Source organism: Erwinia tracheiphila, assembly GCF_021365465.1.
GTDB classification, from domain to species: Bacteria; Pseudomonadota; Gammaproteobacteria; order Enterobacterales; family Enterobacteriaceae; genus Erwinia; species Erwinia tracheiphila.
Window position 1 is genome coordinate 4,184,683 of the sequence record NZ_CP089932.1, and the last position, 23,644, is coordinate 4,208,326.

20 protein-coding genes and 1 pseudogene are annotated in these 23,644 nt (G+C 52.7%); 3 read left to right on the top strand and 18 right to left on the bottom strand.

The features are described from left to right. Positions 1–20 precede the first annotated feature (20 nt). The 13 genes and pseudogenes from LU633_RS21700 to pmbA all read right to left on the bottom strand — a co-directional run bounded on the left by LU633_RS21700 (position 21) and on the right by pmbA (position 11,466). Positions 21–1,940, bottom strand: coding sequence for a BglG family transcription antiterminator (locus LU633_RS21700; protein WP_016190817.1), 1,920 nt, complete (start codon positions 1,938–1,940; stop codon positions 21–23). A 148-nt stretch (positions 1,941–2,088) separates the two neighbouring features. Further along, positions 2,089–3,234: a lactonase family protein gene (locus LU633_RS21705; protein WP_016190816.1), complete on the bottom strand. Its 1,146-nt coding sequence runs from the start codon at positions 3,232–3,234 to the stop codon at positions 2,089–2,091. 64 nt (positions 3,235–3,298) lie between these two features. Then, on the bottom strand, positions 3,299–4,039 hold the full coding sequence (gene dagF / locus LU633_RS21710; protein ID WP_016190815.1) for a 2-dehydro-3-deoxy-phosphogluconate aldolase: 741 nt from the start codon (positions 4,037–4,039) through the stop codon (positions 3,299–3,301). Next, positions 4,036–5,157, bottom strand: coding sequence for a DgaE family pyridoxal phosphate-dependent ammonia lyase (locus LU633_RS21715; protein WP_016190814.1), 1,122 nt, complete (start codon positions 5,155–5,157; stop codon positions 4,036–4,038). Before LU633_RS21715 ends, dagF begins: the two co-directional genes overlap by 4 nt. Beyond that, on the bottom strand, positions 5,141–6,277 hold the full coding sequence (locus tag LU633_RS21720) for an amidohydrolase/deacetylase family metallohydrolase (protein WP_016190813.1): 1,137 nt from the start codon (positions 6,275–6,277) through the stop codon (positions 5,141–5,143). The genes LU633_RS21715 and LU633_RS21720 overlap by 17 nt, the downstream gene beginning before the upstream one ends. 77 nt (positions 6,278–6,354) lie before the next feature. Further along, positions 6,355–6,999: a DUF4310 family protein gene (locus tag LU633_RS21725; protein ID WP_016190812.1), complete on the bottom strand. Its 645-nt coding sequence runs from the start codon at positions 6,997–6,999 to the stop codon at positions 6,355–6,357. Between the two features lie 13 nt (positions 7,000–7,012). Further along, on the bottom strand, positions 7,013–7,789 hold the full coding sequence (locus LU633_RS21730) for a DUF4311 domain-containing protein (RefSeq protein ID WP_016190811.1): 777 nt from the start codon (positions 7,787–7,789) through the stop codon (positions 7,013–7,015). A gap of 72 nt (positions 7,790–7,861) precedes the next feature. Beyond that, entirely contained in the window at positions 7,862–8,155 is a 294-nt protein-coding gene (locus tag LU633_RS21735; protein WP_016190810.1) for a DUF4312 family protein, read from the bottom strand. 3 nt (positions 8,156–8,158) lie between these two features. Next, complete coding sequence (locus tag LU633_RS21740) at positions 8,159–8,521, bottom strand: SFCGS family glycine-rich protein (protein ID WP_016190809.1); 363 nt, start codon at positions 8,519–8,521, stop codon at positions 8,159–8,161. 22 nt (positions 8,522–8,543) lie between these two features. Beyond that, positions 8,544–8,927, bottom strand: a complete 384-nt coding sequence (locus LU633_RS21745; RefSeq protein ID WP_016190808.1) for a hypothetical protein — start codon at positions 8,925–8,927, stop codon at positions 8,544–8,546. Positions 8,928–9,262: 335 nt separating this feature from the next. Continuing rightward, a pseudogene (locus LU633_RS21750) lies at positions 9,263–9,470 on the bottom strand (hypothetical protein); the annotation flags it as partial. Between the two features lie 182 nt (positions 9,471–9,652). After that, a complete protein-coding gene (cybC, locus tag LU633_RS21755) occupies positions 9,653–10,036 on the bottom strand; it encodes a cytochrome b562 (RefSeq protein ID WP_016190806.1) in 384 nt (127 codons plus the stop codon). 89 nt (positions 10,037–10,125) lie between these two features. Then, on the bottom strand, positions 10,126–11,466 hold the full coding sequence (gene pmbA / locus LU633_RS21760) for a metalloprotease PmbA (RefSeq protein WP_016190805.1): 1,341 nt from the start codon (positions 11,464–11,466) through the stop codon (positions 10,126–10,128). A gap of 166 nt (positions 11,467–11,632) precedes the next feature. Here pmbA and yjgA point away from each other — a divergent pair, with 166 nt between their 5' ends. Next, positions 11,633–12,172 (top strand): ribosome biogenesis factor YjgA, encoded by a 540-nt coding sequence (gene yjgA, locus LU633_RS21765; RefSeq protein ID WP_016190804.1) that lies wholly within the window; start codon positions 11,633–11,635, stop codon positions 12,170–12,172. A 61-nt stretch (positions 12,173–12,233) separates the two neighbouring features. On the opposite strand, the gene mpl is transcribed toward yjgA, so the two are convergent. Beyond that, the gene (gene mpl / locus LU633_RS21770) at positions 12,234–13,613 is read right to left on the bottom strand and encodes a UDP-N-acetylmuramate:L-alanyl-gamma-D-glutamyl-meso-diaminopimelate ligase (protein WP_016190803.1); all 1,380 of its coding nucleotides are present in this window, start codon (positions 13,611–13,613) and stop codon (positions 12,234–12,236) included. Between the two features lie 168 nt (positions 13,614–13,781). Here mpl and fbp point away from each other — a divergent pair, with 168 nt between their 5' ends. After that, positions 13,782–14,780 carry a class 1 fructose-bisphosphatase gene (fbp, locus tag LU633_RS21775; protein ID WP_016190802.1) on the top strand — a complete coding sequence of 333 codons (999 nt, stop codon included), beginning with the start codon at positions 13,782–13,784 and terminating at the stop codon, positions 14,778–14,780. 100 nt (positions 14,781–14,880) lie between these two features. On the opposite strand, the gene LU633_RS21780 is transcribed toward fbp, so the two are convergent. Beyond that, the gene (locus LU633_RS21780) at positions 14,881–16,443 is read right to left on the bottom strand and encodes a methyl-accepting chemotaxis protein (protein ID WP_016190801.1); all 1,563 of its coding nucleotides are present in this window, start codon (positions 16,441–16,443) and stop codon (positions 14,881–14,883) included. A gap of 467 nt (positions 16,444–16,910) precedes the next feature. On the opposite strand from LU633_RS21780, the gene ppa reads away from it, so the two are divergent. Further along, on the top strand, positions 16,911–17,441 hold the full coding sequence (ppa, locus tag LU633_RS21785; protein WP_016190800.1) for an inorganic diphosphatase: 531 nt from the start codon (positions 16,911–16,913) through the stop codon (positions 17,439–17,441). A gap of 304 nt (positions 17,442–17,745) precedes the next feature. Here ppa and LU633_RS21790 read toward each other — a convergent pair whose 3' ends face one another. The 3 genes from LU633_RS21790 to tamA are packed head-to-tail and all read right to left on the bottom strand — an operon-like array spanning position 17,746 to position 23,590. After that, entirely contained in the window at positions 17,746–18,099 is a 354-nt protein-coding gene (locus LU633_RS21790) for a gamma-glutamylcyclotransferase family protein (protein WP_016190799.1), read from the bottom strand. 2 nt (positions 18,100–18,101) lie between these two features. Further along, entirely contained in the window at positions 18,102–21,869 is a 3,768-nt protein-coding gene (gene tamB, locus LU633_RS21795; RefSeq protein WP_016190798.1) for an autotransporter assembly complex protein TamB, read from the bottom strand. Then, entirely contained in the window at positions 21,866–23,590 is a 1,725-nt protein-coding gene (gene tamA, locus LU633_RS21800; protein ID WP_016190797.1) for an autotransporter assembly complex protein TamA, read from the bottom strand. Before tamA ends, tamB begins: the two co-directional genes overlap by 4 nt. Between the last annotated feature and the right edge of the window lie 54 nt (positions 23,591–23,644).

A 23,644-nucleotide genomic window follows, 5' to 3' on the forward strand; every position in this document is an offset into this window, starting at 1 on the left:
TCGCACCGCGAAGATCCCACTTACAGCCGACTTAAACAATCCATTGCCACCGCTTTAAAGCTGATGAAATTCTTGCTGTCGCGCAGGCGCGTCATCGCCCTTTCCCGCATAAAGGTGACAAAAAGATCGTAAATCGCCATCGCCTCTTCGTATTCGGTTTTGCTGATTGCCAGCAGGAAAATCACATAGGCTGTTTCATCACCCCAGGCGATTCCCTGCGGTGCCAGTACGGTGTAGACCACGGTTTTCTTCGCCAGCAGCCCCAGTGAGTGAGGCAATGCAATCCCCTCTCCCAGCATGGTGCTGACGATTGCCTCGCGCTCTTCAACGGAAGGGTAAAAATCGCGATCCACCACCCCTTCATGCTCCAGCTGATCGCACAGCGTGCGGAACAGAGCTGTCTGGGTCATCGGCTGGTCGATAATGCAGAAATGGCTGACATCAAAGAATTTCTCCAGCATGTAGGGCCGGGTACGATCCACCAGCACCAGCTTACCAATCTGCTCCAGCTGAAATTCGGTCGGGAACGGCGACATCACCACCACCGGCTTATCCTTTTCGGTCAGCCGCGCCGTGGAGATCACAAAATCTGCCTCGATACTTTCCTGCTGCTCGTATTCACGCAGCGAGACGATATTGTTGACGATAATCTGCGGGTACTTGCGCATCAGCATTGCCTGGATCATTCGCACCGTGGAGTTACCAGTATCACATACCAGCAGGATCTGTGGATGGCGCTGATAGCCCACGTTGTAATGCCGCTCCAGCCCGACACCAATGTGCAGCACCAGGAAACCAATTTCGTTTTCACTGATCACATAGGGCGTATATTTGCCCCAGCTGGAAACCGCCGCCAGCGTCACGTCATAGGCCATCGGGTAGTGATGCTTTATATTCGCCAACAGCGGGTTAGGGATGTTGATCTGATAACGCACGCGGGTAATCATCGTCTTGATGTGCGTCAGCAGGTCTGCCCGCAGCTGCGAGTCGTTCAGCAGGTTAAAGTTATAGTGGGTATTGATATAGCTGAGGATGTAATTCACCAGCGACTCGCCGTCATCCGGGCTGATGACGCTGGGAGCGATATCCTCAACCCGCCGTGCGGCGATATTCACCCGCAGATAAGCCTCTTCCGAAGGGGAGATCGCCTTGCCGGTAATCGGCTGCATCAGGTTGATGATGTGCCTGGCCGCATCACGGACATCGTCATCCACATCTTCCGCACTGAAATCCGACAGCGGATAGCCTTCACTGATGCGCCGGACTGCCACCGCGCAGTAGAGCCGCAGATAGAACTCGCTGTCGTCGTTCATGCGGATATTAAAGCGACTGAAGCACTGATGCAGCAGAGGCTGCAGAGGCTGCAGCGTGCCAAGCATGCCACTGTTCAGCGCTTCCAGATTGAGCAGCGGATCTTCGCTGTCCTCCTGGGCAATCTGGTAGAGCAGGTCGGTCAGGCAGGTGCGGATCGAGACCTCGCTGCCGAACAGCTTCATGCCGTAGCGTGGCCTGGTTTCAATCGCCAGCTGGTAGCGCGCCAGCCACTCTCTCACTTCAGCCATATCGCTTTGCAGCGTGGCACGACTGACGAACCACTCAGCGGCCAGATCTTCCAGCTTCAGGGAGAAAGCTGAAGTGAGAAAACGGGTTAACAGATAATGCACACGAGCGGCAGGAGTCCGCGGGACTCGCAGATGGGAAGGTGACTGCTGCTGCAGCTGACTGTAGCGGACAGCATCCTCAATTTTGATCTGATAGCCTTCGCCTCGATTGAGCACGAAGCGCACGCCGTGGTCGGCCAGCAGCTCGTTAAGGGTGGTGATATCGGTACGCACGGTGCGCGTGGAGACGTCAAAACGTCGCGCCAGTTCATCCTGGGGCAACGTCTCGTTTTGTAACATATCAAACAGCTGGGCAAGGCGTTGGTTTGGGAATCTCAAAGCTTTTCCTGTGGTTTATCACTGCCAGGGCAACTCAATTCACCCCCGGCAGCGAACGTAACCATAATTCCGGGGGCGGGATTTATTCCGCCCGGTGTGATGATTTGCACAACTCCGGATGCGGAATTCATCCCGCCCTGGCCTGTCATTACGGCGTCAACACCAGCTGCGATGGCGAACCGACCGCCGTGTAGTCATCAGTAAACGACAGCGCACCGCTGGCTGTGTTCACGCGGAAGCGGGTAATGTTGTCGCTACGCTGGTTCATGGCATACAGAGTCTTACCATCCGGCGACAGCGTCAAGGTTCGCGTATAGTCGCCGCGCGTCCAGACGTCATCCATGTGGTCCAGCGCACCATTCGGCTCAATGGCGAAATGTGCAATGCTGTTATGCAGGCGGTTCGCCACATAAATGTTTTTGCCGCTCTTATCGATAACCAGACCGGCAGCAAAACTGGTGCCTTTGTAACCCGAAGGCAGTGACGATACGGTCGCCGCTTCAGTCAGCGTGCCGTAATCGGCATTAAACAGATAATGCGTCAGGGTAGATGCTTCTTCATTAATGAGATACAAGGACTTACCGTTGGGATGGAACACAAAATGCCGTGGCCCCGCACCGGCAGATGAAGCAGCAATCCACGCCGGTTTGTTCGCCTCCAGCTTGCCGTCGCGGCTCAGGCGATACTGGTAGATACGATCCAGCCCCAGATCGGTGGAGAAAACATATTTTCCGGAGGGATCGGTGGCGATCATGTGCGCATGGGGGCCGTTATGGTCGCTGACCGCAAAGCTGCCTTCCACTGCCGCTGCCGGTTTCACTGCACCGGCCGGTCCCTCATCCTGCTGAGTATCACTGGCCTCGCCAAGATGACCATCGGCCATCACTGGCAGAACCGCTTTGCTGCCGCTGACGTAATTCGCCACCAGCAGAAATTTGCCGTCGGGCGTCAGTGAAAGATACACCGGCCCGGCACCATGAGTACTGACCTGGTTCAACATTTTCAGGCTGCCATCCTCTGCGATGGCATAAGCCACCACCACGCCCTTCACTCTCTCGCTGGCCACATACAGCGTCTTTCCATGAGCGTCGAGGGTGAGCTGCGCCGGGTTGGGCAGAGTGCTGACCAGCGTTTTACCGCTCAATGCGCCGTTCGCCTGATCCACCTGAAAGCGGTAGAGGCCTTCGCCGTTGGGATTGTAGGTACCAACGTAAGCATACTGCACCTGGGCGGCTAAAGGGGTGGTCGCCATCAGTGCTAAAGACACTACAGAGATCAAAGACCAGTTACGCATGGTGCTCCTCGCTTATAAGGATGGATATCAGAAAAGGCGGGCAGGACGCCCGCCGGGGAAAACATTATCCGACCCGTTTTTTGGTCATTGCCAGCAGAGTGCTGACATCGGCCGGGCGGGTGTTGCCTGACGCTTTATCAATGATTGAGCTGTAGATATGCGGGATGATTTTGCTGACGCCAGCGTCCAGCGCGATCTGCAGGATCGCTTCATAGTTCGCCAGATCGATGCCGCCGGTCGGCTCCAGCCAGAAGTCCTGTCTGGCACAGGCTTTAGCCACCGCTTTAAACTCATTAATGGCTTTCAGACCGCCCATCGGGAAGTATTTCACCGAGCTGCCGCCAAAGTCTTTCAGCATGGCGATCGCCGTGTCTATCGGCACGATAGCGTCGGCTGCTTTGGCGCTCAACGGACCGGTAGAGATCTTGACCATACCCGGCGTGCCGGTTGGCGAAATCAGGCCATTGACCACGGTCTGGTCCTGACACAGCAGTGCGCGGCTGGTGGCCACGCCGGTAAACACCTGGTTCACGTGCTGCGGCTGAATCTCTGCCGAGATGGCGCTGACCATCGCTGACTGATTCGGATCACCTGCCCCCAGCCCCACTGACAGGGCGTTATCAATAAGCGCAGCATACTCACGCATATCCGCCACGGCACTCGCCACGCTGTCATAGTTTTTCGACAGCACACCAACCAACACGTGTCCTTCCGCCGCCTGCCAGATGTCGCGGGCATTCTCTTTAGAGCCAGCCAGCACGTTCAGGCACACGCGATCCTTGTAAAATTTGGGAGTCAACTTCATGCGTTTTTCCCTCCTGACAACAAGGCCTTGATGCAAACAAAAATAGTGTTGAGCTGGTCAGCCGTCAAGCTGCGGACATCCACTTCGACAATCCCTTCGTTGGCTTTGTAGCCACGGAAATAGATGGCGATTTCGCCCGTTTTCAGCACCTGCACCACATCGCCGGTGGTATGGCCGATGACCGCTTCGTCAAAATGAATTTCTGCACGGGCGATGTCGCGGCCCGCTGCATCCCACACCACACGGGCGCTGATGCCGTTCAGGGCGTTCAGATTGTCGATAAACGGCGTCATTTTTTCCACCATCTGCGCACCGGAAACCTTCTCCTGCACCAGATAGTTTTCAATCGCCTGGGTCAGGCCCAAGATACCTTCCTTGCCGACCTTCATCGCACGGCCAATGCCCATCGACTGGCGTTTAACCCATTCGACGTACTGTTTACGGCCCATGACCAACCCGCTGGTTGGCCCTTCAATCGCTTTGGCACCGCTGTAGATCACCAGATCGGCACCGTCCTGGTAGTAGCACTGCAGATCTTCTTCTGCTGCGGCATCAACAATCAGAGGAACGCCATGCTTGCGGGCAACCACTGCTGCCTGCTCAACGCTCAGGTGGCTTTTCTGCACGCAATGGTGAGATTTGATGTAGAGGATCGCAGCCGTCTGCGGCGTCACGGCAGCAGAGAGCTGGTCAGCAGAACATTCGTTGGCGTAGCCCGCCTCAATCAGACGTCCGCCACCCATCGCCACCATGGTGCCAACTGGCGCACCAAAGTTTACGTTGTGACCTTTCGGTACCACGATGTCGTGCGGCACCACCAGCGGCGCAGCATGCAGATTCTCCAGCAGCCAGTCGTCGTCTTTCACGATGACCGCCGCAACAGACTGGGCGATCCCAGCCGAAGCGCAGGCAACCACCACCGCGTCTTCACAGCCAAGCAGGCTGGCAATGTAAGCCCCGGTCTTATTGACCAGGTCCTTGATTTCAAAATAGTGATTGAGGCCATACTTCACCGTATCGACCACGTCGGCGGCCGGGGTGGAAACACCGAGAATAGTCATGCGGCCGGAGGCATTGATAACCTGTTTTAAGCCGTATTTTTCATAGATCGAAGACATGATGTTTTTTCCCTTCATCGGTAATAAACCACTGACCGCCAACCACGGCGGCCAGCGGCATCAGCTGCTTCTCACCCGCCACCGACTGCCCCTCAGAGTCGATGAACAGGCAAGTTTCCTCTTTTTTGACGTCAAAAATGGTCAGGTCGGCGTCGTAACCCACTGCCAGCTGGCCTTTATCATGCAGGCGCAGGCCCTCTGCCGCGCTGACCGTGACACAGTCAATGATTTGCGGCAGGGTCATGCCCACGCTGAAGAATTTGGACATCACATGGGCCAGGCGGAAGACCGGGCCATTGATGCGGTTGCGACAGTAAATGTCGGAACTGATGGTATGCGGCAGGATGCCCTGGGCAATCGCCACCCGCGCCACGTCAAAGCTGAAGCTGGCGGTGCCGTGGCCGACATCCAGGCGAACGCCGCGCTGCAATGCCCGGGTAACCGAGGCACGAAGTTCTCTGGCGGGCGTCAGAATGCGGTTAGGCTTGCCGTTGTAGCAGTGGGTTATGATATCGCCGCTGCTCAACAGATCGGCTATTTCGTCCAGATCCGGCGGGTTGTTGCCAATGTGCACCATCAGCGGTAAATCACCGTTTTCGTGCTGGATCTCTTTCGCGCGAATCAGTGGCTTGATGCCGTTCGCTTCCACCACGCTGCTGCTGATGCGGGCTTTAATGCCGATGATAAATCCGGGCAGGCGCTGCACTGCATCACGCACGCCCACCTTATCGATCTGGTCCATGTCCGCCAGTTCGTTCTGGGTGAGTATCCCGGTGCGGGCAATATTCAGCAGGGCATACACCTGAGTACTGGCGCTGCGGGTGAGCTGATAAAACTCGTCAACGTCATCTGCGCCAGTGCTACCAGCGTCAACCACCGTGGTCACGCCCGCTTCCACCCCAACTTTGTCCGCTTCATCATGATAGATGGGCGATTTCGGGTAGCAGTGCACGTGGGAATCGATCCAGCCGGCACTCAGCCAGAAGCGTCCCGCGAGATCGCGCTCCTGCGTGGAACTCCCTTTTACCTCGCCAAGCGCGGCAATTTTACCGTCCCGGACTGCGATATCGGTCAGGCTGCCGTCAGAGAGACGCGCCCGGCGGATGATGAGATCAAACATGACAAACTCCTGTATCACCGGATGCTTGCAGCATCCGTCAAAGCGGTCTGCCCGGCTTCGGGCAAACCGCCGTTACCTCAGAGAGCAACCGGGAAAATAGCACCCAACAGCATCGCGCCCAGAATTGCGCCACCGGTAATCGGTTTGTTCCACATATAGAAACCCAGCGCGCCAATCAGTGAACCCAGACCAATCGGAATCGATGCGGTCATTGCCGACAGGATAATCAAAGGCCCGAGGAAGCGACCGGATGAGTTACCTGCGCCCATCATCACGTCGGCCCCGTAGGTGGAGTCGCTGTTATTGATGGTGAATTTACGCGCCAGGATAATGACGTAACCAATCGCCACGCCCAGCACCAAACCGGTCACCAGCGAAGCAGCAAAGTTGGCGACCGGGTAGATAATGCCCGCTCCCAGCAGCAGCGCAGGGACACCCAGGCCAATACCGGTCTGAATAGCTCCGCCGATATCCAGGATGCCCACCAGCGATCCTTCGATAATTCGGGCGAACAGAAAGCTGGCACCGAAAGCGGCTACCGCGCCATAGACGCCGGTTTCCATGCCGGAACGTAGCATCGAGACGAAGGCGACTTCGTTAAAGGCACCAAGGCCATAGACGTAGTACATGTGCGTACCGGCAAACACCCCGGCTGAGAGCAGCCCGACGAAAATCGGAAATGACCAGTCGGCATACCAGAAACCGCTTTTAGATTCTTCCATTTGCGTGGCCCTCTTATTTACCGCTCAGGGTGTTGTGGATCATCTCCAGCCAGCCCGGGACACCCAGCTGGAAGGACTGCAGCACTTTCATGTCGAAGCCGCGGAAGAAGCCGCTCAACACGAACAGCAGCACGATGGCAAACATCATCACTTTGGTGACCTTATTCCAGCCGCTCTCTTCCACGCCTTTACCGATCAGGATACCCAGTACCAGACCCGGTACGGCGTTCCCCATAATCAGCTGCGCCAGACCACCGAAGATGGTGGCCCAGAACCCCGACTTCTTGCCGGCATCAACCGCCGCCAGCCAGAAGATCACTGGCATCACGGTGTTCACCAACAGGTTAGCCGCTGGCACCAGCACTTTGACCGCCGTTACCTGCAAGGCAGCAGGGACAGCAGAGGCGGTGGAGTTGAGAAACGCCACCACGATCATGCCGATGATGCCGCAAGCAATCGCCATTTTTTTAGGATCGTGCAGGGTTTCAGCCAGGTTACGGTTTTTTACCATCAGCGCAGCTGCCCCCCAATGAGGAATAATGCGATGATCAACGTCCTGGGTGAACGAGCCTGCTGCTACGGATGATGCCCAGGCATTAAAGAAAAAACCGAGGCCAAAGGAGAAATGAGAAGCGGGATCGCCCTCACAGGAATTAAGTTCGCCCAGTGTGCGAAATGCCCCCATTCCCTGGGTTGCAGGTGCATGGAACATACGCGCTGCCCCGGCGCCGACACCGGCGCCGACCAGGCAGCCGATGATAAGTGACTTTATGAGAATGATTAAAAACATCAGTCTTTCCTTGCAGGCTTACGCCAACATTTTTAAGTCATGGTGATTGCTACCCTTGCGGGCAGGGCTTTATTACGTGATGAAATCGACTTTATCGACGTCAATGACGCTCACGTTGACGGTAATTTCCAGCTCGATGCTGTAACTCCGTCGTTCTCTCGCCAGGAAGAAGAACAGAAACTTCTCCTTCCTGGCGCTCTCCCGGGCCTGAACCACCTTCACTTCCTGCGGTTCAATGCGCAGCAGAACCTTGTTGGTCGATTTCAGCAGCGTGTTCTGTACCCGGCTCAACGCGTCGGCAAAGGCTCTGGCTTTGCTGTCGCCCTTACCACTGACGGTCACCGTGGTAGTGAATTGCTCCTTCATCGGTCAGGCACCGTGCTTCCTGGTCCACGCCTGCACCAGACGCTCACCCAGCTCTTCTTTGTCCATAAAGCCGAAGCCCAGCGCCGTGGCACCTTCGTTGATGGCGGTCACGCCTTCGTCAATGGAGCGCATACCGTACTTCGCTTTATAGCCATATTTAGTCTGAGCGGTGATGGCACCTGCCCCGCCGCTGCCGCAAAACGAAATGCCGAACGACGCATTTTCCAACTTCATCACGTCACCCAGCTTCATGTCTGCCGCTACACCTGGAATCACGATGGCTTTCCCTCCCGCCCGTTCCACACCCACAGCCACCTTTTGGCCTTTACCCAAACGATCGCCAATGACTACAATGATTTGTGACATCTTCTTTTCCTTGATTTTCAGTTCATTGATGTTCTGTATTTGCTTTCGCGACTTCGAAATGGACGGATAGCAACCAGGCCTCTTCGACGGGTAAGTTTCCGAACAAATCCACCACTTTCTGTGCCAGAGACAGTGATTCGGGTGAGATATCTTCAAACAGCCCGGCTTCCACCTCTGGCAACGACTCTCCCGTAAGAGAACGCAATGCCATTGCCCTGACGTGCGAAACCAACATCTGCTGCTGGACACTGTTGGGATAAATATTCTGTTCGTTAAATAATTGGGCTATTTGCGATATCACCTTCTCTGCCAGCGCCTGAACAGCCTGGTCACCGCTTATTGTGTTCACCGTCACCCCGCTATTTTCCACCCATGCCTCCTTTTCATTCCGGTTGAGAGAAGACATGCTGTCTTTTCCCGATGGGAATAAATTAACGGCAGAAAGAGACGCTGTGGAGCGTTATTATTTCCACTTCAAAGTGGAAATAATAACGCAGCGAGCGAGTGCGGCCACAAAATGATTATTTTTTGCATCCAGGGACGGGAAGTAAGAGGCAAATCACATTAAATATTTCAAAGGCATAAATTCAATGCAATAACAGAAAGCACCTCCTGAAATACAGCGCATATTGTTAAAAAAATGAGGGAAATACATTAACTATGGGTTTATTGAAAAATAATAATTAATTTTATGATTAGAATTGTTGCAGCAAAATAATATTTAAAAGGGGGAAATGTGGTGTTGAGCGCCGCCCCGACACTGATTTTTTTCAGCAGGCGATCAAACTGGTTGAGATCGTCAGGGGTTTTGGGGTTTTGGGGTTTTGGGGTTTTGGGGTTTTGGGGTTTTGGGGTTTTGGGGTTTTGGGGTTTTGGGGTTTTGGGGTTTTGGGGTTTTGAGATTTTTGGTCAGTTCGTTAGCCAGGGCCTGCAACTGTTTTTCGCCCATAAATTAACCTGTTTTTGATGTTGGATTGAACATATCAAAATCAGGCAATTACACAAATTTATGTACAGACTCGTACCGACAACCCTGAAAAAACGCCTCTGCCTGCTAAACACAATAGCAGAGAACCAAACCACGCCCACAGGACGTGGTGTTGAGCATTCAAAACGCGTCGGCTTGACGTCTTAGCGAAATTTTTTATGACCATCCTTACGGGTGTCATCAAATTTCTTCGCTTCTGCTTTCGCGCCGGGAAGATTACCCGCTTCTGCCAGTTTCATACTGGTATCAATCTGTCCGATTAGCTTGTCCATCTCAGCACGATAAGCGTTCATTTCCGCATCCTCCACAGACTGACCTTTCAGCTTCTCCGGCGTTTGTTTTTTGGCATCTTCAGCCGCATTGCGCATATCGGTCAGCGCTTTTTTGAATTCCACCAGATCGTCAGTTTTCATTACGGTACGATATGCACCTTTCAACACCCCCATATCATCTTCGAGACTAGCCAGTGTGCCAAAGCTGGAGCACAGCAGGCACGCTGTTAACACGGCTGATAATGTTTTACGCATTGCTCAATTCCTTATATTTTTAATACAAACAGACAGTAAAAAAGGGCGACATTTAGCCATCCTGATAATAATACGTAAATGTGAAGCAATTACTGACCCGCGATGCTCATTTCTGGCAAAAGCACCGAGCCACACTGAATATTACTGCGGGTTTCAATATCGCTGCCGACAGTGACGATATTTTTCCACATCTCTTTCAGGTTACCCGCAATAGTAATTTCACTGACCGGATACTGAATTTCACCGTTTTCCACCCAGAATCCCGACGCGCCACGGGAATAGTCACCGGTGATGCCGCTAACGCCCTGTCCCATCAGCTCCGTTACCACCAGGCCCGTGCCCATTTTCTTCAGCAACTGTGCGAAGCTGTCTCCCTGTCCGGCAATGCGCCAGTTATGGATACCACCCGCATGGCCGGTGCTTTGCAAGCCCAGTTTGCGTGCTGAATAGCTGGTAAGGAGCCAGTTTTGCAATACGCCATTTTTGATGATGTCCCGCTGCTCAGTGCGGATACCTTCGCTATCAAAAGGCGTGGAGGCCAGCCCTTTCAGCAGGTGCGGTTGCTCCTGAATGGTAAGCCATTCAGGCAGGATCGGCTTACCAAGAGAATCCAGTAAAAAAGTCGACTTCCGATAAACGTTGGCACCACTAATGGCGCCAACCAGATGGCCAAACAGCCCGGTAGCCACCTCAGCAGCAAAGATAACCGGCGCTTTCATAGTGGCAAGCTTACGTGGAGAAAGGCGCGATAATACGCGACGGGCAGACTCTTCACCCACCCATTCAGGCGAAGCCAGATCGGTCAAAGCACGACCAATAGTATAAGCATAACTGCGCTCCATATCGCCATTCGCTTCTGCTATCACGCTGCTGGAAAGTGAATGACGGCTGGAACTGTAACCTTCAATCATGCCGTGGCTGTTACCGAAGACTTTTATGCCAACATGGCTGTTGAAGCTGCCGCCTTCGGTATTGGCAATGCGGGCATCCGCTTTTAGCGCCGCCTGTTCAGCCTGCGCCGCCAGTTCAATCGCCTGTTCAGGCGAGAGATCGGCAGGATGGAAAAGATCGAGATCCGGCGCATCAAAGGCAAGCAGATCGCGATCCGCCACGCCAGAAAAGGGATCGGGAGATGTGTAACGGGCAATATCCACGGCTGCCTGAACAGTACGTTTTATCGCTTCTGGGCTGAGATCGGTAGAGGAGGCACTGCCCTTTTTGTTTTGGTGATAAACGGTAATGCCGAGTGCGCCATCGCTGTTAAATTCAACATTTTCAACCTCGCCATAGCGAGTACTGACGCTAATGCCGGTAGTTTTCGTTACCGCGACTTCTGCCCCATCAGTACTCGCTTTCGCCAGTTCAAGTGCTGTTACGACCGCCTGCTCCAGGATTTTACGCTGTTCTGCAACTTGGGAGAGTAATTTCATCGACCTGCCATATAATTAACAGAGGGTTTTTCTGGCCTGCATTGAAATGCCAGACTTCCCGGCTCTTGCGTGATTAAGGTTAATTTGAGTCTAACAGAGTCAGAGAACAATTTCGCAGTAGCCTGCGTTTCCTGATAGCATGAGCCTCTTTTTTAGGGAGCCTCCCATGACTAAACAGCCCGATGACTGGCTCGATGATGTACCGGATAACAAAGAAGAAGATGATGAAATTATCTGGGTCAGTAAGAGTGAAATTAAACGCGATGCCGAGGAGTTAAAGCGCCTGGGTGCCGAACTGGTAGATCTGAGTAAAAACTTGCTGGATAAGATCCCTATGGATGAAAAATTGCGTGACGCCATTGAACTCGCGCAAAAGATAAAAAAAGAAGGGCGACGTCGCCAGTTACAGCTGATCGGAAAATTACTGCGTTCACGGGATGAAGATCCGATCCGTCAGGCGTTGGATAAACTGAAAAATCGTCATAATCAACAGGTGGCGCTTTTCCACAAGCTGGAGATGTTGCGCGATCGCGTTGTGGAACAAGGGGATGATGCTATGGCAGAGGTACTCAATCTCTATCCAGACGCCGATCGCCAACAGCTGCGCCAGATGATCCGTAACGCTCAAAAAGAAAAAGTAGCAGGCAAGCCACCAAAAACCTACCGTCAGATTTTCCAGTATTTACGCGAACTGGCCGAAGGCTGAGTTGTGACGGGGCGCAACAGCGCGTCCCGTCCATTACTTTAACCGGGAAGGCGATAAACAATCAGCGCTCCGCACCACCGTTTTGCTGGTTTGCCAGCCTGTCCAGCAGCTTCTGGTGGATCCCTCCGAAACCGCCGTTACTCATCACCAGAATGGTGTCACCGGGCTGTGCCGTTTTTGCAATCATCTCGACCAGCACGTCAACATCCGCGCTCCAGTGAGCAGGCTGCACGCAGGCATCGGCCACTTCTGAAACCTGCCAGGGAATATGATGGGGCTGAAACAAAAACACACGATCCGCCCGGGCCAGAGCGGGTGCAAGGTCGTCTTTGCTGATACCCATTTTCATCGTATTCGATCGTGGTTCCAGCACGGCCAGAATACGCGCTGTGCCGCCTACCTTGCTGCGCAGTGCAGTAAGCGTAGCCAGAATCGCCGTAGGATGGTGGGCAAAATCATCATACACTTTTATGCCACTGGCATCGCCACGCAGTTCAAGACGACGACGAGCATTGATAAAGTCGTTAAGTGCACGGCCTGCATCTTCTGGCTTCACGCCGACATGGCGCGCAGCGGCAATCGCCATCAGACCATTGTGCATGTTGTGTTCGCCCACTAACGACCAGTTCACTTCTGCCACTTTTTCGCCGTCCAGACACACTTCCCAGCATGATGCGTCCTGTGACAGTTTCTTTGCCTGCCAGTGTCCACCTTCACCAAGGCTTTCCACCTCACTCCAGCACCCCATTGACATCACCTGTTTCAGATTTCCGTCATTTTCAGGCACCAATATCCTGCCGCTTTCCGGCACGATGCGTATTAAATGATGAAACTGGCGTTGAATAGCGCGTAAATCGTCAAAAATATCGGCGTGATCAAACTCCAGATTATTGAGGATCAAGGTGCGCGGACAATAATGGACAAATTTGGAACGCTTATCGAAAAATGCACTGTCATATTCATCCGCTTCAATGACGAAGAATGGACTGTTTCCAGGTGTTGCCGAAACAGAAAAATTGCCCGGAACGCCGCCAATCACAAAGCCTGGTTCAAGCCCGGAGGCCTGTAGAATCCAAGCCACCATGCCGGCCGTGGTGGTCTTGCCATGGGTCCCGGCCACCGCCAGCACCCAGCGATCTTTCAGGACAAAATCGTGCAGCCACTGCGGGCCAGAAAGGTAAGGAATATTGCGCTCAAGTACCGCTTCAACGCAGGCGTTGCCTCTGGCCATCGCATTACCAATGATCACCAAATCCGGTGCAGGATCGAGCTGTGACGAATCGTAACCCTGAATAAGCTCAATGCCTTGCTGCTCTAAAAGAGTGCTCATTGGTGGGTAAACGTTGGCATCAGAGCCAGTCACTTCATGACCCAGAGCACGAGCCAGCACAGCCAGCCCTCCCATGAAAGTACCGCATACACCGAGGATATGAATACGCATAAATAGTCCGTTAACTGGAAAGTTCGGCGCACAGTGTAGCGTTCCCCTCGCGCAGAAGAAATGGATTTGCCCTATGTTATTTAGCAACCGTTCGGCTACACTGCGTACGCATACGTGGGCAGTTTACTTATCGAACTGCTGTTCAACCGCAGATCCAGGAATTGTGTTATGAAAACGTTAGGCGAATTTATCGTCGAGAAGCAACATGATTTTCCTCACGCCACAGGTGAACTGACGGCACTGATTTCAGCCATCAAGCTGGGCGCGAAAATTATCCATCGCGATATTAATAAAGCTGGGCTGGTGGACATTCTCGGGGCCAGCGGCGCCGAGAATATTCAGGGCGAACAGCAGATGAAACTCGATCTGTTTGCAAATGAAAAACTTAAAGCGGCACTCAAAGCGCGTGGCATTGTGGCAGGCATCGCATCGGAAGAAGAAGACGAGATTGTCATCTTTGAGGGCGTTGAAAATGGCAAATACGTGGTTCTGATGGACCCGCTGGACGGCTCGTCCAATATCGACGTGAACGTTTCTGTTGGCACCATTTTCTCTATCTACCGCCGAATCACGCCGCCAGGTACACCGGTGACAGAGGAAGACTTCCTGCAACCGGGCAGTCAGCAGGTTGCTGCAGGCTATGTGGTCTACGGTTCATCCACCATGCTGGTTTACACCACTGGCTGCGGCGTGCATGCCTTCACCTACGACCCTTCACTCGGCGTTTTCTGTCTCAGCGCTGAAAAAATGGCGTTTCCTGAAAAGGGCTACACCTACTCTATTAACGAAGGGAACTACATTCGCTTCCCGCAGGGCGTGAAAAAGTATCTGAAATTCTGCCAGGAAGAAGACAAACCATCTAACCGTCCTTATACCTCGCGCTATATCGGCTCACTGGTTGCTGACTTTCACCGTAATCTGCTCAAAGGCGGGATCTATCTCTACCCAAGCACGGCAAGTCATCCAAAAGGCAAACTGCGCCTGCTGTATGAGTGCAATCCTATGGCGTTTCTTGCAGAGCAGGCAGGTGGCAAAGCCAGTGACGGCACCCGACGTATTCTTGACCTTGTGCCGCAAACGTTGCATCAGCGCTCGCCGTTCTTTGTCGGCAACACTGAAATGGTGAACGATCAGGAGCGCTTCCTGCGCGAATTTCCTGACGCCTGACAGGCAGAAAATACGCGAACGCCAGTAGAGAAAGCGTACCTGCACACAGATACGCTGCCATGTATTCCACCGGCAGAAGGCGATCGAAAGATCGCTTTTTTTACGCCATGCTGACTTTGAATGCCGCCATACACTGGACCAACTGCTGTGACTGCTCTTCCAGCGACTGCGTAGCGGCTGTGGCCTGTTCAACCAGTGCGGCATTTTGCTGCGCCACTTCATCCATTTTCGTGACGGCAAGGTTGACCTGCTCAATACCCTTGCTTTGCTCCTGAGATGCGCTGGAAATCTCTTTCATTAACGAGGTGACCCGCATAACTTCACTGGCGATTTCATCCATGGTTTCGCCAGCTTTAGTAGCCATCTGCGATCCTTCCATAACCCGAATTTCCGATTCACCAATCAGCTCACGGATCTCTTTTGCTGCCGTTGCGCTGCGCTGTGCCAGATTACGTACCTCGCTTGCAACGACGGCAAAAACCCTCCCCTGCTCACCCGCCCGGGCAGCTTCAACGGACGCGTTGAGTGCAAGGATATTAGTTTGAAAAGCGATGCCATCAATCACACCAAGAATGTCACCAATACGCCTCGAACTGCGGGCGATTTCCTGCATTTTTTCCATGACATAGTTGACGACCTCACTGCCACGATCTGCACTTTCAGAAACGGATTGTGCAAGCTGATGCGCCTGACTGGCGTTTTCGGCATTCAGTTTAACGGTAGCCGTTAACTGTTCCATGCTGGCCGCAGTCTGTTCAAGAGAAGCAGCAGATTCTTCGGTGCGTTGCGAGAGGTTAAGATTACCGGACGAAAGCTCGCGGCTACCGGTATCGATTTGCAGGCTGGCGTCACGTACCCGGCTGACTGATTGTTGCAATGACATTTGCATTTCACCCAGTGCATTGTTCAGCCTGCCCAGCTCATTATTACCGCTCTCCGGCAGCGCCTGTGTCAAATCGCCAGCGGCAATAAATTCAAGATGCTCAATAGCCAAATCTAAAGGTTTGAGCAAAATCAACCTGAGCAGAACCCAAGAGACGCTTAACAAAATGACGGTCAGAATGCCGCAGCAGGTGATTAGCCAGGTCAGAAGTTGCTGGTTTCTGCCCGTCTCTTCCAGACGGGCATTGGTGACCTGATCGGCAAACAACTTGAATTCATTGATTGTTTTAGACAAAGCAATATTAAGCGGAGCAAGCTTGCCTTCCAGCAAGGAATAATAACCATCCGTATCCTGTCTTTGCACGGCAGCCATCATCGGCTCGATACCTTCCGTCATATATTTTTCATAATCGGCAATAATCGCGTCCGCCAGCATTTTACCATGTGCGGTAACGGTACCGGTATCAATGAATTTTTCCATCTCCGCCCGTGATGAAGCAATGTAGATGACAGCCTGCCCGTAAACAGCGCGGGATTCATCAGGCAGACCTATTTCCATTTTGCGTACCGACAGTGCTGAAGCAGCACGGGCATAGAGCAAATTATTGTTGGCAAGAAACAGACTGTTTAACTCAATTCCCTGGATACGGTTAACCACATCCAAAGAACGATTGCCTTTGTTGATGGCAATAATGCCCATCACACTCACGATTAACAGCATCAGCGTCATTGACGCTAACAGAATTAACAGACCGGTTCGTATTGAGACCTTTTTAAGCATTATATGGCACCTCCAGGAAGCCAGTAACTTATAATCTCCAAAAAGAGAAAATAGTATCGGCAGCAACAAGAAGAATATTTAGTACCTGTGGTGGAATTGCTTTAATTAGTGAGCCCCAAAACAAAGAAGCATGCAGTGATTTATAGCGCAATAAAACCAGTTAGATAGCATTAATAAAAAATAAATAGCTTAATGGTAGTTAATATTGCCATAAAAAAATGAAAATGCATTGATTTACAACAGTGCATAATAATGAAAGAATTCAATAATTCCCGAATAAATTTACGTCATCTTTCTGATAATAACCGTGATAGATGCCATGATTTTAAATTGCACAGGCAGACAAATCACCCTGCTGCATGGCCGTACTGGAGCATTCCGAAACGCCAAAAAGGGGGGATACTTTCATAACCAGTCAGCTATAATGAGCGCCACTTGTTCGAAGACTGATATGTAAGGAATTGACCATGAGTTTGAACCAGGTTCCAGCGGGTAAAGATCTGCCAGAAGATATCTACGTTGTGATTGAAATCCCTGCCAACGCTGCACCAATTAAATATGAAGTAGATAAAGAGTCCGGCGCACTGTTCGTCGACCGTTTTATGGCAACCGCAATGTTTTACCCATGTAACTATGGTTATATCAACCATACGCTGTCACTGGATGGAGACCCGGTTGATGTACTGGTGCCTACCCCATACCCGTTGCAGCCAGGTTCGGTGATTCGCTGCCGTCCGGTAGGCGTACTGAAAATGACCGATGAGTCAGGTGAAGATGCCAAGCTGGTTGCCGTTCCGCACAGCAAGCTTTCCAAAGAATACGACCACATTAAAGATGTGCACGACCTGCCGGAACTGTTGCGCGGTCAGATTACCCATTTCTTCGAGCAATACAAAGCGCTGGAAAAAGGCAAATGGGTCAAAGTAGAAGGCTGGGATAATGCAGAAGCAGCAAAAGCCGAAATCCTGAGTTCTTTCGAACGTGCTGCCAAAAAATAACTGATTTTTTATTGGCCAATAGACCCCCGTCTTGCAGACGGGGGTCTGGCATGGTGTGACTTTGAGGTGTGTATTGAGGTTAATGATGATAGACGGGCAATGCCCTGACGTCACGACACAGAGCACGAGGACAATGAACGCTGGTTTGCACAAAAGCAGATTATTGTTTCAGGCTAAAAATCTGTTTTGAGGTGGTTTTCGAACCAACCTGATGATCATCGGACAGAACCATACAGATATCAGGACGGCGACTCCTCTGTCAGCGTCATCAAAACACCCATGCAAGGCCGCTTTATTCGCCCCGTCAGTCAGTCTGCTCCGCGTCACGCAACAACCAGTCTCCGCTCTGCAACCGTTGTTTTCCCTTGACTGAACGCTGATAAACGTAAAGCCAGGCGCTACCAAAAGGCGTTTGTACCAGCTCACGCTTGTACTCGCCCCCTTTAGTTCGCAGCGCATCCAGCTCACCCAGCGTGGACGCATCGATGCGATAAACCTCGCAATACACCTGTCCGGCTCCCATTACCACACCGGGATAGTGCCCCAGATTATACAGCTCATAGCCGTCAATTTTATGATCGCCCAGCCACTGACCGTTGGTCATCCAGTGGCTGTTGCCCTGCTTGCGCCTCAGGCTGCCGTAAACAATTATTCGCATTGCTAAAACTCAAACTGATAGAGCAGATCAAGTGCCTGGTCTACGCCAGACACCGCTTCCAAATATAGCTTAGGCATCAGACGATAACGCAAGGTTAATGTCGCCAGTGAATCAAATATGCCAACGCCATATTTTACTTGCAGACCTGGCAGTACGTAACCACTTACCTGAACCTGCTGACTGTCACCTACACCAGCGGTATCCAGGGCGAGATTACTTACGCCAAACGTCTCGCCGATTTTACCCACAACCTGACCACTTTGCGCAAGCCCCAATCCCACCAGCGCGGAAGTTAATGCTGCACTGTCACTGCCGGAAGCATCCAGCCCTTGCCCGCGAAGCAGGTAAGAGAGTGCATCCTGTTGCGACATCGTGGGATCGGAGAACACCTCTACCTTTGGTTCATCTGCCAGACCCGTTACGCGAACGCCAGCAGTAACGCTGTCTTCCGTTGCATCAGGATTACGAATCGCCTCAATATTCAGATATGGCTGATCGGCTGGTCCTGAGAACTGCAACTCACCCTTACGCACGGTCAAATCCTGCCCATAAGCGTGAAAACGACCGGAAGGGATATTGATCTGTCCGTTAAGACCGAGCCCTCGGTGGTCCTGTACCAGATTTAAATCGCCATTGAGTTTCGCTTTCAGACCAAATGCATCCAGCCGCATATCATCACCGATATGGATAACCAGATTACTGTTAATCGGGATCGAGGCAGTTTTCGGCGCAACCGGTTGCAGATTTTTATCCAATAGTACTTCGTCAGACGAGACGCCGACTGCACTTTCCGGCACCTGCTGTACCACAATCCGCGCCCAGGGAATGTCCACGCGTCCACTAAGATTAAACAGCTGCGGTGTCGCTTCAAATGCCAGATCGGGCGAGACGTCCATCCTGACCATCGGCGGCACCGTTACGCGAATACGATTTCCTTTAGCCGCAATGCGTGCACGCCAGGCATGCAGCTGGCTCCAGTCGGCATCACCATTGAGCGCAATCTGACCGCGTGACGTCTGCACCACCCCGTCAAGGATTGAACTCATGCCGTTAAACAACATGTTGACGTTAGCAGAAGTGAGATCGACGGGCATAAAACTGCCCTGAACATCGGCATTTTTCAGGGCGAGCTGCCCAAATATCTGAGGTTTTTGCAAGCTACCGCCCAGTCGCAAATTACTTTCCAACATGCCGGCTACTTTCTCACCCTGCATCAGTGCAGGATTCAGTAAAGCCAGATTGAGGCGGTTCAGATTAACGCTCCCCGACAGGCTTCTTTTGTTCTGTGGGTCGGCGATTTCCAGGTTACCGTCAAGCTGACCATTTTTCGCAATATTAATAAGCCAGTTAAGCTGCGCCTTCCCGTTGCGCAATGCGCCATTCAGATTCAACGTATCAAAAGCGATGGGCAGGGTGTTGCCCTGCACATTTTGTTCAACCTTCACACCGCTCCCTTTCAGGCCAATACGCCCGTGAGGCAATGCACCATCTGCTGTCCAGCTGACATCAGCATCGCCAGTAAACACGCCGCTGAGTTTAGTCTCATCGGTGAGGAAAGGTTTTACTATCGCCAAATCAAAACGATTGAGCACCACTTTTGCATGACCGGATGGCCCAGCCTCAATGGTTTGCGGAATACAGAGTTCGGCGTTAAGGTTCTGCCAACAATGTGCGCCGATGGAGACGGTCTGATTGCTGTTGAGGTAATCCAGTGAAACAGCATGCGTGAGACGCCAGATGCCAACCGGCGTATCAAAGTGAGTATTATTCAGATTACCCTGCCAGCGCTGCGCCTGACGGTCGAAACGCCCCGTTAACAGCAGCTGCCCGGAAACCGACTTGCCGTTAACAGAAAGCGCAAGCTGGTGCTGCTCCTCGCTGCCGCTGGCATCAAGATTAAGCCGGGCAATATCCAGTGAGTCCTGTTTCAGACGCTCCAGCCGCAGCGCAAGCGTGCCCTGAATTTGCTTACCGGAACTGACATCCCCTTTCAACGCAACGCGACCAACGCTCATTGCCTGCCAGCGAAGCCCGGTTGCGGTCAAATCAGCCAACAGCTGTGGCGTGGTCAGATCGCCACGCCCCTTGATCGTCCCGACCACGACGCCACCCAGTCCCGGCAGCGCATTATCCAGATGGCGTGCGTCAATGCTGGCATCCAGATTGAGCTTATCGCCCAGCGAACCTTTCAGATCGATATTGTTACGACCCAGGACCAGCTTGAACCCCGGAATATCCCACTGATTATAACTGTTACCATAGAGCACCCCCTGCGCGCTGACCGCATTCTGCTTAACGTTACCGTGCAGCTTCAGCTCCGGCACCCTTACCTGCCAGCTACCGCCATACAGGCTGCCGCTCGTGGTAATTTTGCCGTTCAGTTTTGCAGGCCACTCAGGATACTGTTTGACAGTATTAATACCGGACAGGGTTAACTCACTGTGCCAGCTGATAGCTTTGCTCCAGTCCACCAGCGCGGTCAGATCGCTGTGGCCCTGCAAAGCGGCGAGACGGAGTTTATCCAAAGAAAACTGCTGCTCGTTACCTTTTCCATCCAGCGTCAACGTGCCGGGGGGAATCGATGCGCCTTTTAGCGCGGCCTGCAGTGACATCGCATAGTCGGTCATTTTACCGGTAAAACTGAAATGGAGATCGTCTGCCTGAAAGGCTGTTTCACCGGTCAGCGGCCAACGAAGCTGAGGGCTTTGTAGGGTCACCGACAGCGGCAGGCCAGCCTGCGCCAGTTGCACTTGTGCCTCAATTTGTGCCCGCAGAGGACCAGAGAGGTTCAGTGACAGAGCAAGTTGCTGCTGAAAGCCTCCTGCCAGGGTCATTTTGATTTTCTGGCCCTTTAACGGCTCAACGTTTACCGCACTATTCAGGGAAAAACTGATCGGCCAGTTATCCGTCAGGGTCGCTTGTCCCCGCGCATTGAGCTGTCCCTGAGGCGAATCAACATCCAGCGTCTCGAGATGCAGTACACTATCGTTGGTTTTCGCCTTTACTAATAGTCGATTAATCAGAATGTCGCTATCGCCAGTAATATGCAGTTGTTCACCCAGAATCTGCTGTATGTCAACGTCCAGTGGCATCCTGAAATCAGGAAGTTCAGGCAGAAGCGGTTTAGCGAACAACGCCTTGAGCGTCTCACCCAGGGGCGCTTCCTGCGGCTGCTGAACTTTTGGCTGTACGATTTGCTTATCCGCGGCCCTGGTCGCTTTTGGTAAGGCAATCAACAGTCCCTGAATGTGGGTCGGCGTCAGGGTAAGTGCTCGCTGCTGCCAGTGGATACCGGACGTGAAATCCGCCAGCGATATCGCCGTGTCATCCACCGTCACGTTAATATTGTGCAGCGTAAGTTGTCGCAGGGTGACGGGATAGGGGGTGCTCACTTCACCCGTTCCGTTGTTTTCTTCTTGCGGAGTCGGAGCAGCAGGCACCATTTTTTTGCTGTCCACCGTAACCTGAACATCCTTAAGCGCCAGCTCGTCGACGCAGAATGCGCTGCGGCGCAGGCAACCCAGTTGAGGCGCAAGATGAAACTCACCCACATTAACCTTGATGCCCGGCATTTCGTACTGCAGGCCGCTTACACGAAGATCGCGCCATCCCCCCTGCACCTGTTTGATCGCCAACCCCGGCACCCAGCGCGCGGCACCATTCAGCAACAGATGCAATCCAGGCGTGGTGGCAATTAACAAGGTTACGCCACTAAGTAGTAGTAGCAGAAAGATGACGATACCAATCAGGACCTTCTTCCAGCGACTCATAGCTCAGGCCCCAATCCGATATAGAACTGTATATCACGGTTTTCGTCATCGCGTATCGGGCGGGCGATATCCAGCTTGACAGGCCCGACGGGCGACTGCCAGCGCACACCAAAACCGACACCGGTTTTAAAATTACTCTGTTTAATGTCGTTGACGGCCTCCCCGGAATCGACAAACACCGCCCCCCACCATTTGCCACTGACGTTATACTGATATTCCAGCGAACCAGTAGCCAGTTTTGACGCTCCGGTCAGTTTGCCGTCGTCATCGCGTGGAGAGATTCCTTTATATTTGTAACCACGAATGCTGCGATCGCCCCCCGCGAAGAAACGCAGATCCGGGGGAACACGCTCAAAACTATTGGTTTCAATCCAGCCAAGATTACCACGCATCACAAAACGGTGTTTTTCTGCCAGCGTGCGGATCCAGACGTTCTGCGCCTGCACCACGGCAAAATCAATATCCGACCCCCAACTGGTGTCAGAGACATCAAGTGAGTAACGCTGTGAATCTCCCCAGTCCGGCATCAACCCGCCTCGGGAACGGGTTCGGTTGATACTGACACCGGGGTAAATCAGCATGGTGGTATTGGTCACGTTCGCCTGGGTAAAGTGGCCAAGGCTCCAGTGCAGATTCACAGCCCGCTGCCAGCCAGAGTCGGCTTCCCAATAACGTGAAGCAGCCAGCGTTGATGAATCAGCCTGAGTATCGTTCAGGTCGGTTCTTTTCAGTCCACCCTGCAACAGGTAATACTGCTCGATGGGTGCCTTGAGCAACGGAATTTTATAGCTGAAGTCAAGCTGCTGCTCCGGTGCAGAAATGTTGGCACTGGTGCTAAAACTGTGCCCGTAGGTATTCACCCAAGGTCGTTTCCAGGTCGCCTTAACGCGAGGTCCAACATCAGTGGAATAACCTACGCCAGTTTCGATGGTATTTTCAGTGCGTGGGCTGAGGACACCGTGCAGCGGCAGAACTTTACTTGTGCAGGCTTGATCAAACTGTGGGGACACGACAACCGAATTAAACCATCCGCTGGCAGACAGACGACGGTTTAACTCCGCCAGCTGCCGCGAGTTGTAATAATCACCTTTTTTAAATGGCACCAGATTTTGCAGGTACTCTTCACGAACCTGCGAGCCTTCGAAGCTGACGTCGCCAAAACGATAACGATCTCCGCTGTTGTAGTCGATATCCCAGAAGGCCTGCCGTCGCTGAACAGAGACGGCCAGCTGGCTTTTGCTGTAATCCGCATCAAAATACCCCTTGCGCAGTGCCATATTGCTCAACACACTTTTAAAACTGTCGTAATCACCGTGGTTCAATACTTTGCCGATTTTTCCCCGACCGGTGCCACGCAGCGCAAGATAATCAGGGTCTTTGCTGGCCCCGCCCCGCAAAATCACCGTTTCACCCGCCAGAATTACCGGCTCACCCGGCGTTACTTTCGCCAGCAAAACGGGACGCCTGCCGCCAGGCGGCGGCGGCTGAAGCTCAAACGCGATCTCCGGCTCATAATAACCAAGCGCTTTCAGCCCTTCTTTTATAGCCTCATTAACGCGGGCACGAAAGCGACCATCAGCGGTCACTTCATCGCCCGCAATGGTAGAAAGCCGCGCACGGACATTTTTTTGTAGATCCCCGGACAATCCTGTCACCTGCAAACGCACAGTCACTGCCTGAGCGCAAGGCACGACAGAGAACAGGCAAAACAGGTAACACATGCAATACAAACGAATTCCTGGCACGCTAACTCCTGATTTTGTGCCAGACCCGTC

Coding starts and splice junctions, on each gene's coding strand:
- LU633_RS21705 (WP_016190816.1), bottom strand. CDS start 3,234: ATGCGTAACTGGTCTTTGATCTCTGTAGTGTCTTTAGCACTGATGGCG.
- LU633_RS21735 (WP_016190810.1), bottom strand. CDS start 8,155: ATGAAGGAGCAATTCACTACCACGGTGACCGTCAGTGGTAAGGGCGAC.
- LU633_RS21780 (WP_016190801.1), bottom strand. CDS start 16,443: ATGCTTAAAAAGGTCTCAATACGAACCGGTCTGTTAATTCTGTTAGCG.
- fbp (WP_016190802.1), top strand. CDS start 13,782: ATGAAAACGTTAGGCGAATTTATCGTCGAGAAGCAACATGATTTTCCT.
- tamB (WP_016190798.1), bottom strand. CDS start 21,869: ATGAGTCGCTGGAAGAAGGTCCTGATTGGTATCGTCATCTTTCTGCTA.
- LU633_RS21725 (WP_016190812.1), bottom strand. CDS start 6,999: ATGGAAGAATCTAAAAGCGGTTTCTGGTATGCCGACTGGTCATTTCCG.
- LU633_RS21730 (WP_016190811.1), bottom strand. CDS start 7,789: ATGTTTTTAATCATTCTCATAAAGTCACTTATCATCGGCTGCCTGGTC.
- LU633_RS21715 (WP_016190814.1), bottom strand. CDS start 5,157: ATGTCTTCGATCTATGAAAAATACGGCTTAAAACAGGTTATCAATGCC.
- LU633_RS21720 (WP_016190813.1), bottom strand. CDS start 6,277: ATGTTTGATCTCATCATCCGCCGGGCGCGTCTCTCTGACGGCAGCCTG.
- LU633_RS21790 (WP_016190799.1), bottom strand. CDS start 18,099: ATGCGAATAATTGTTTACGGCAGCCTGAGGCGCAAGCAGGGCAACAGC.
- LU633_RS21740 (WP_016190809.1), bottom strand. CDS start 8,521: ATGTCACAAATCATTGTAGTCATTGGCGATCGTTTGGGTAAAGGCCAA.
- LU633_RS21745 (WP_016190808.1), bottom strand. CDS start 8,927: ATGTCTTCTCTCAACCGGAATGAAAAGGAGGCATGGGTGGAAAATAGC.
- mpl (WP_016190803.1), bottom strand. CDS start 13,613: ATGCGTATTCATATCCTCGGTGTATGCGGTACTTTCATGGGAGGGCTG.
- ppa (WP_016190800.1), top strand. CDS start 16,911: ATGAGTTTGAACCAGGTTCCAGCGGGTAAAGATCTGCCAGAAGATATC.
- yjgA (WP_016190804.1), top strand. CDS start 11,633: ATGACTAAACAGCCCGATGACTGGCTCGATGATGTACCGGATAACAAA.
- cybC (WP_016190806.1), bottom strand. CDS start 10,036: ATGCGTAAAACATTATCAGCCGTGTTAACAGCGTGCCTGCTGTGCTCC.
- dagF (WP_016190815.1), bottom strand. CDS start 4,039: ATGAAGTTGACTCCCAAATTTTACAAGGATCGCGTGTGCCTGAACGTG.
- pmbA (WP_016190805.1), bottom strand. CDS start 11,466: ATGAAATTACTCTCCCAAGTTGCAGAACAGCGTAAAATCCTGGAGCAG.
- tamA (WP_016190797.1), bottom strand. CDS start 23,590: ATGTGTTACCTGTTTTGCCTGTTCTCTGTCGTGCCTTGCGCTCAGGCA.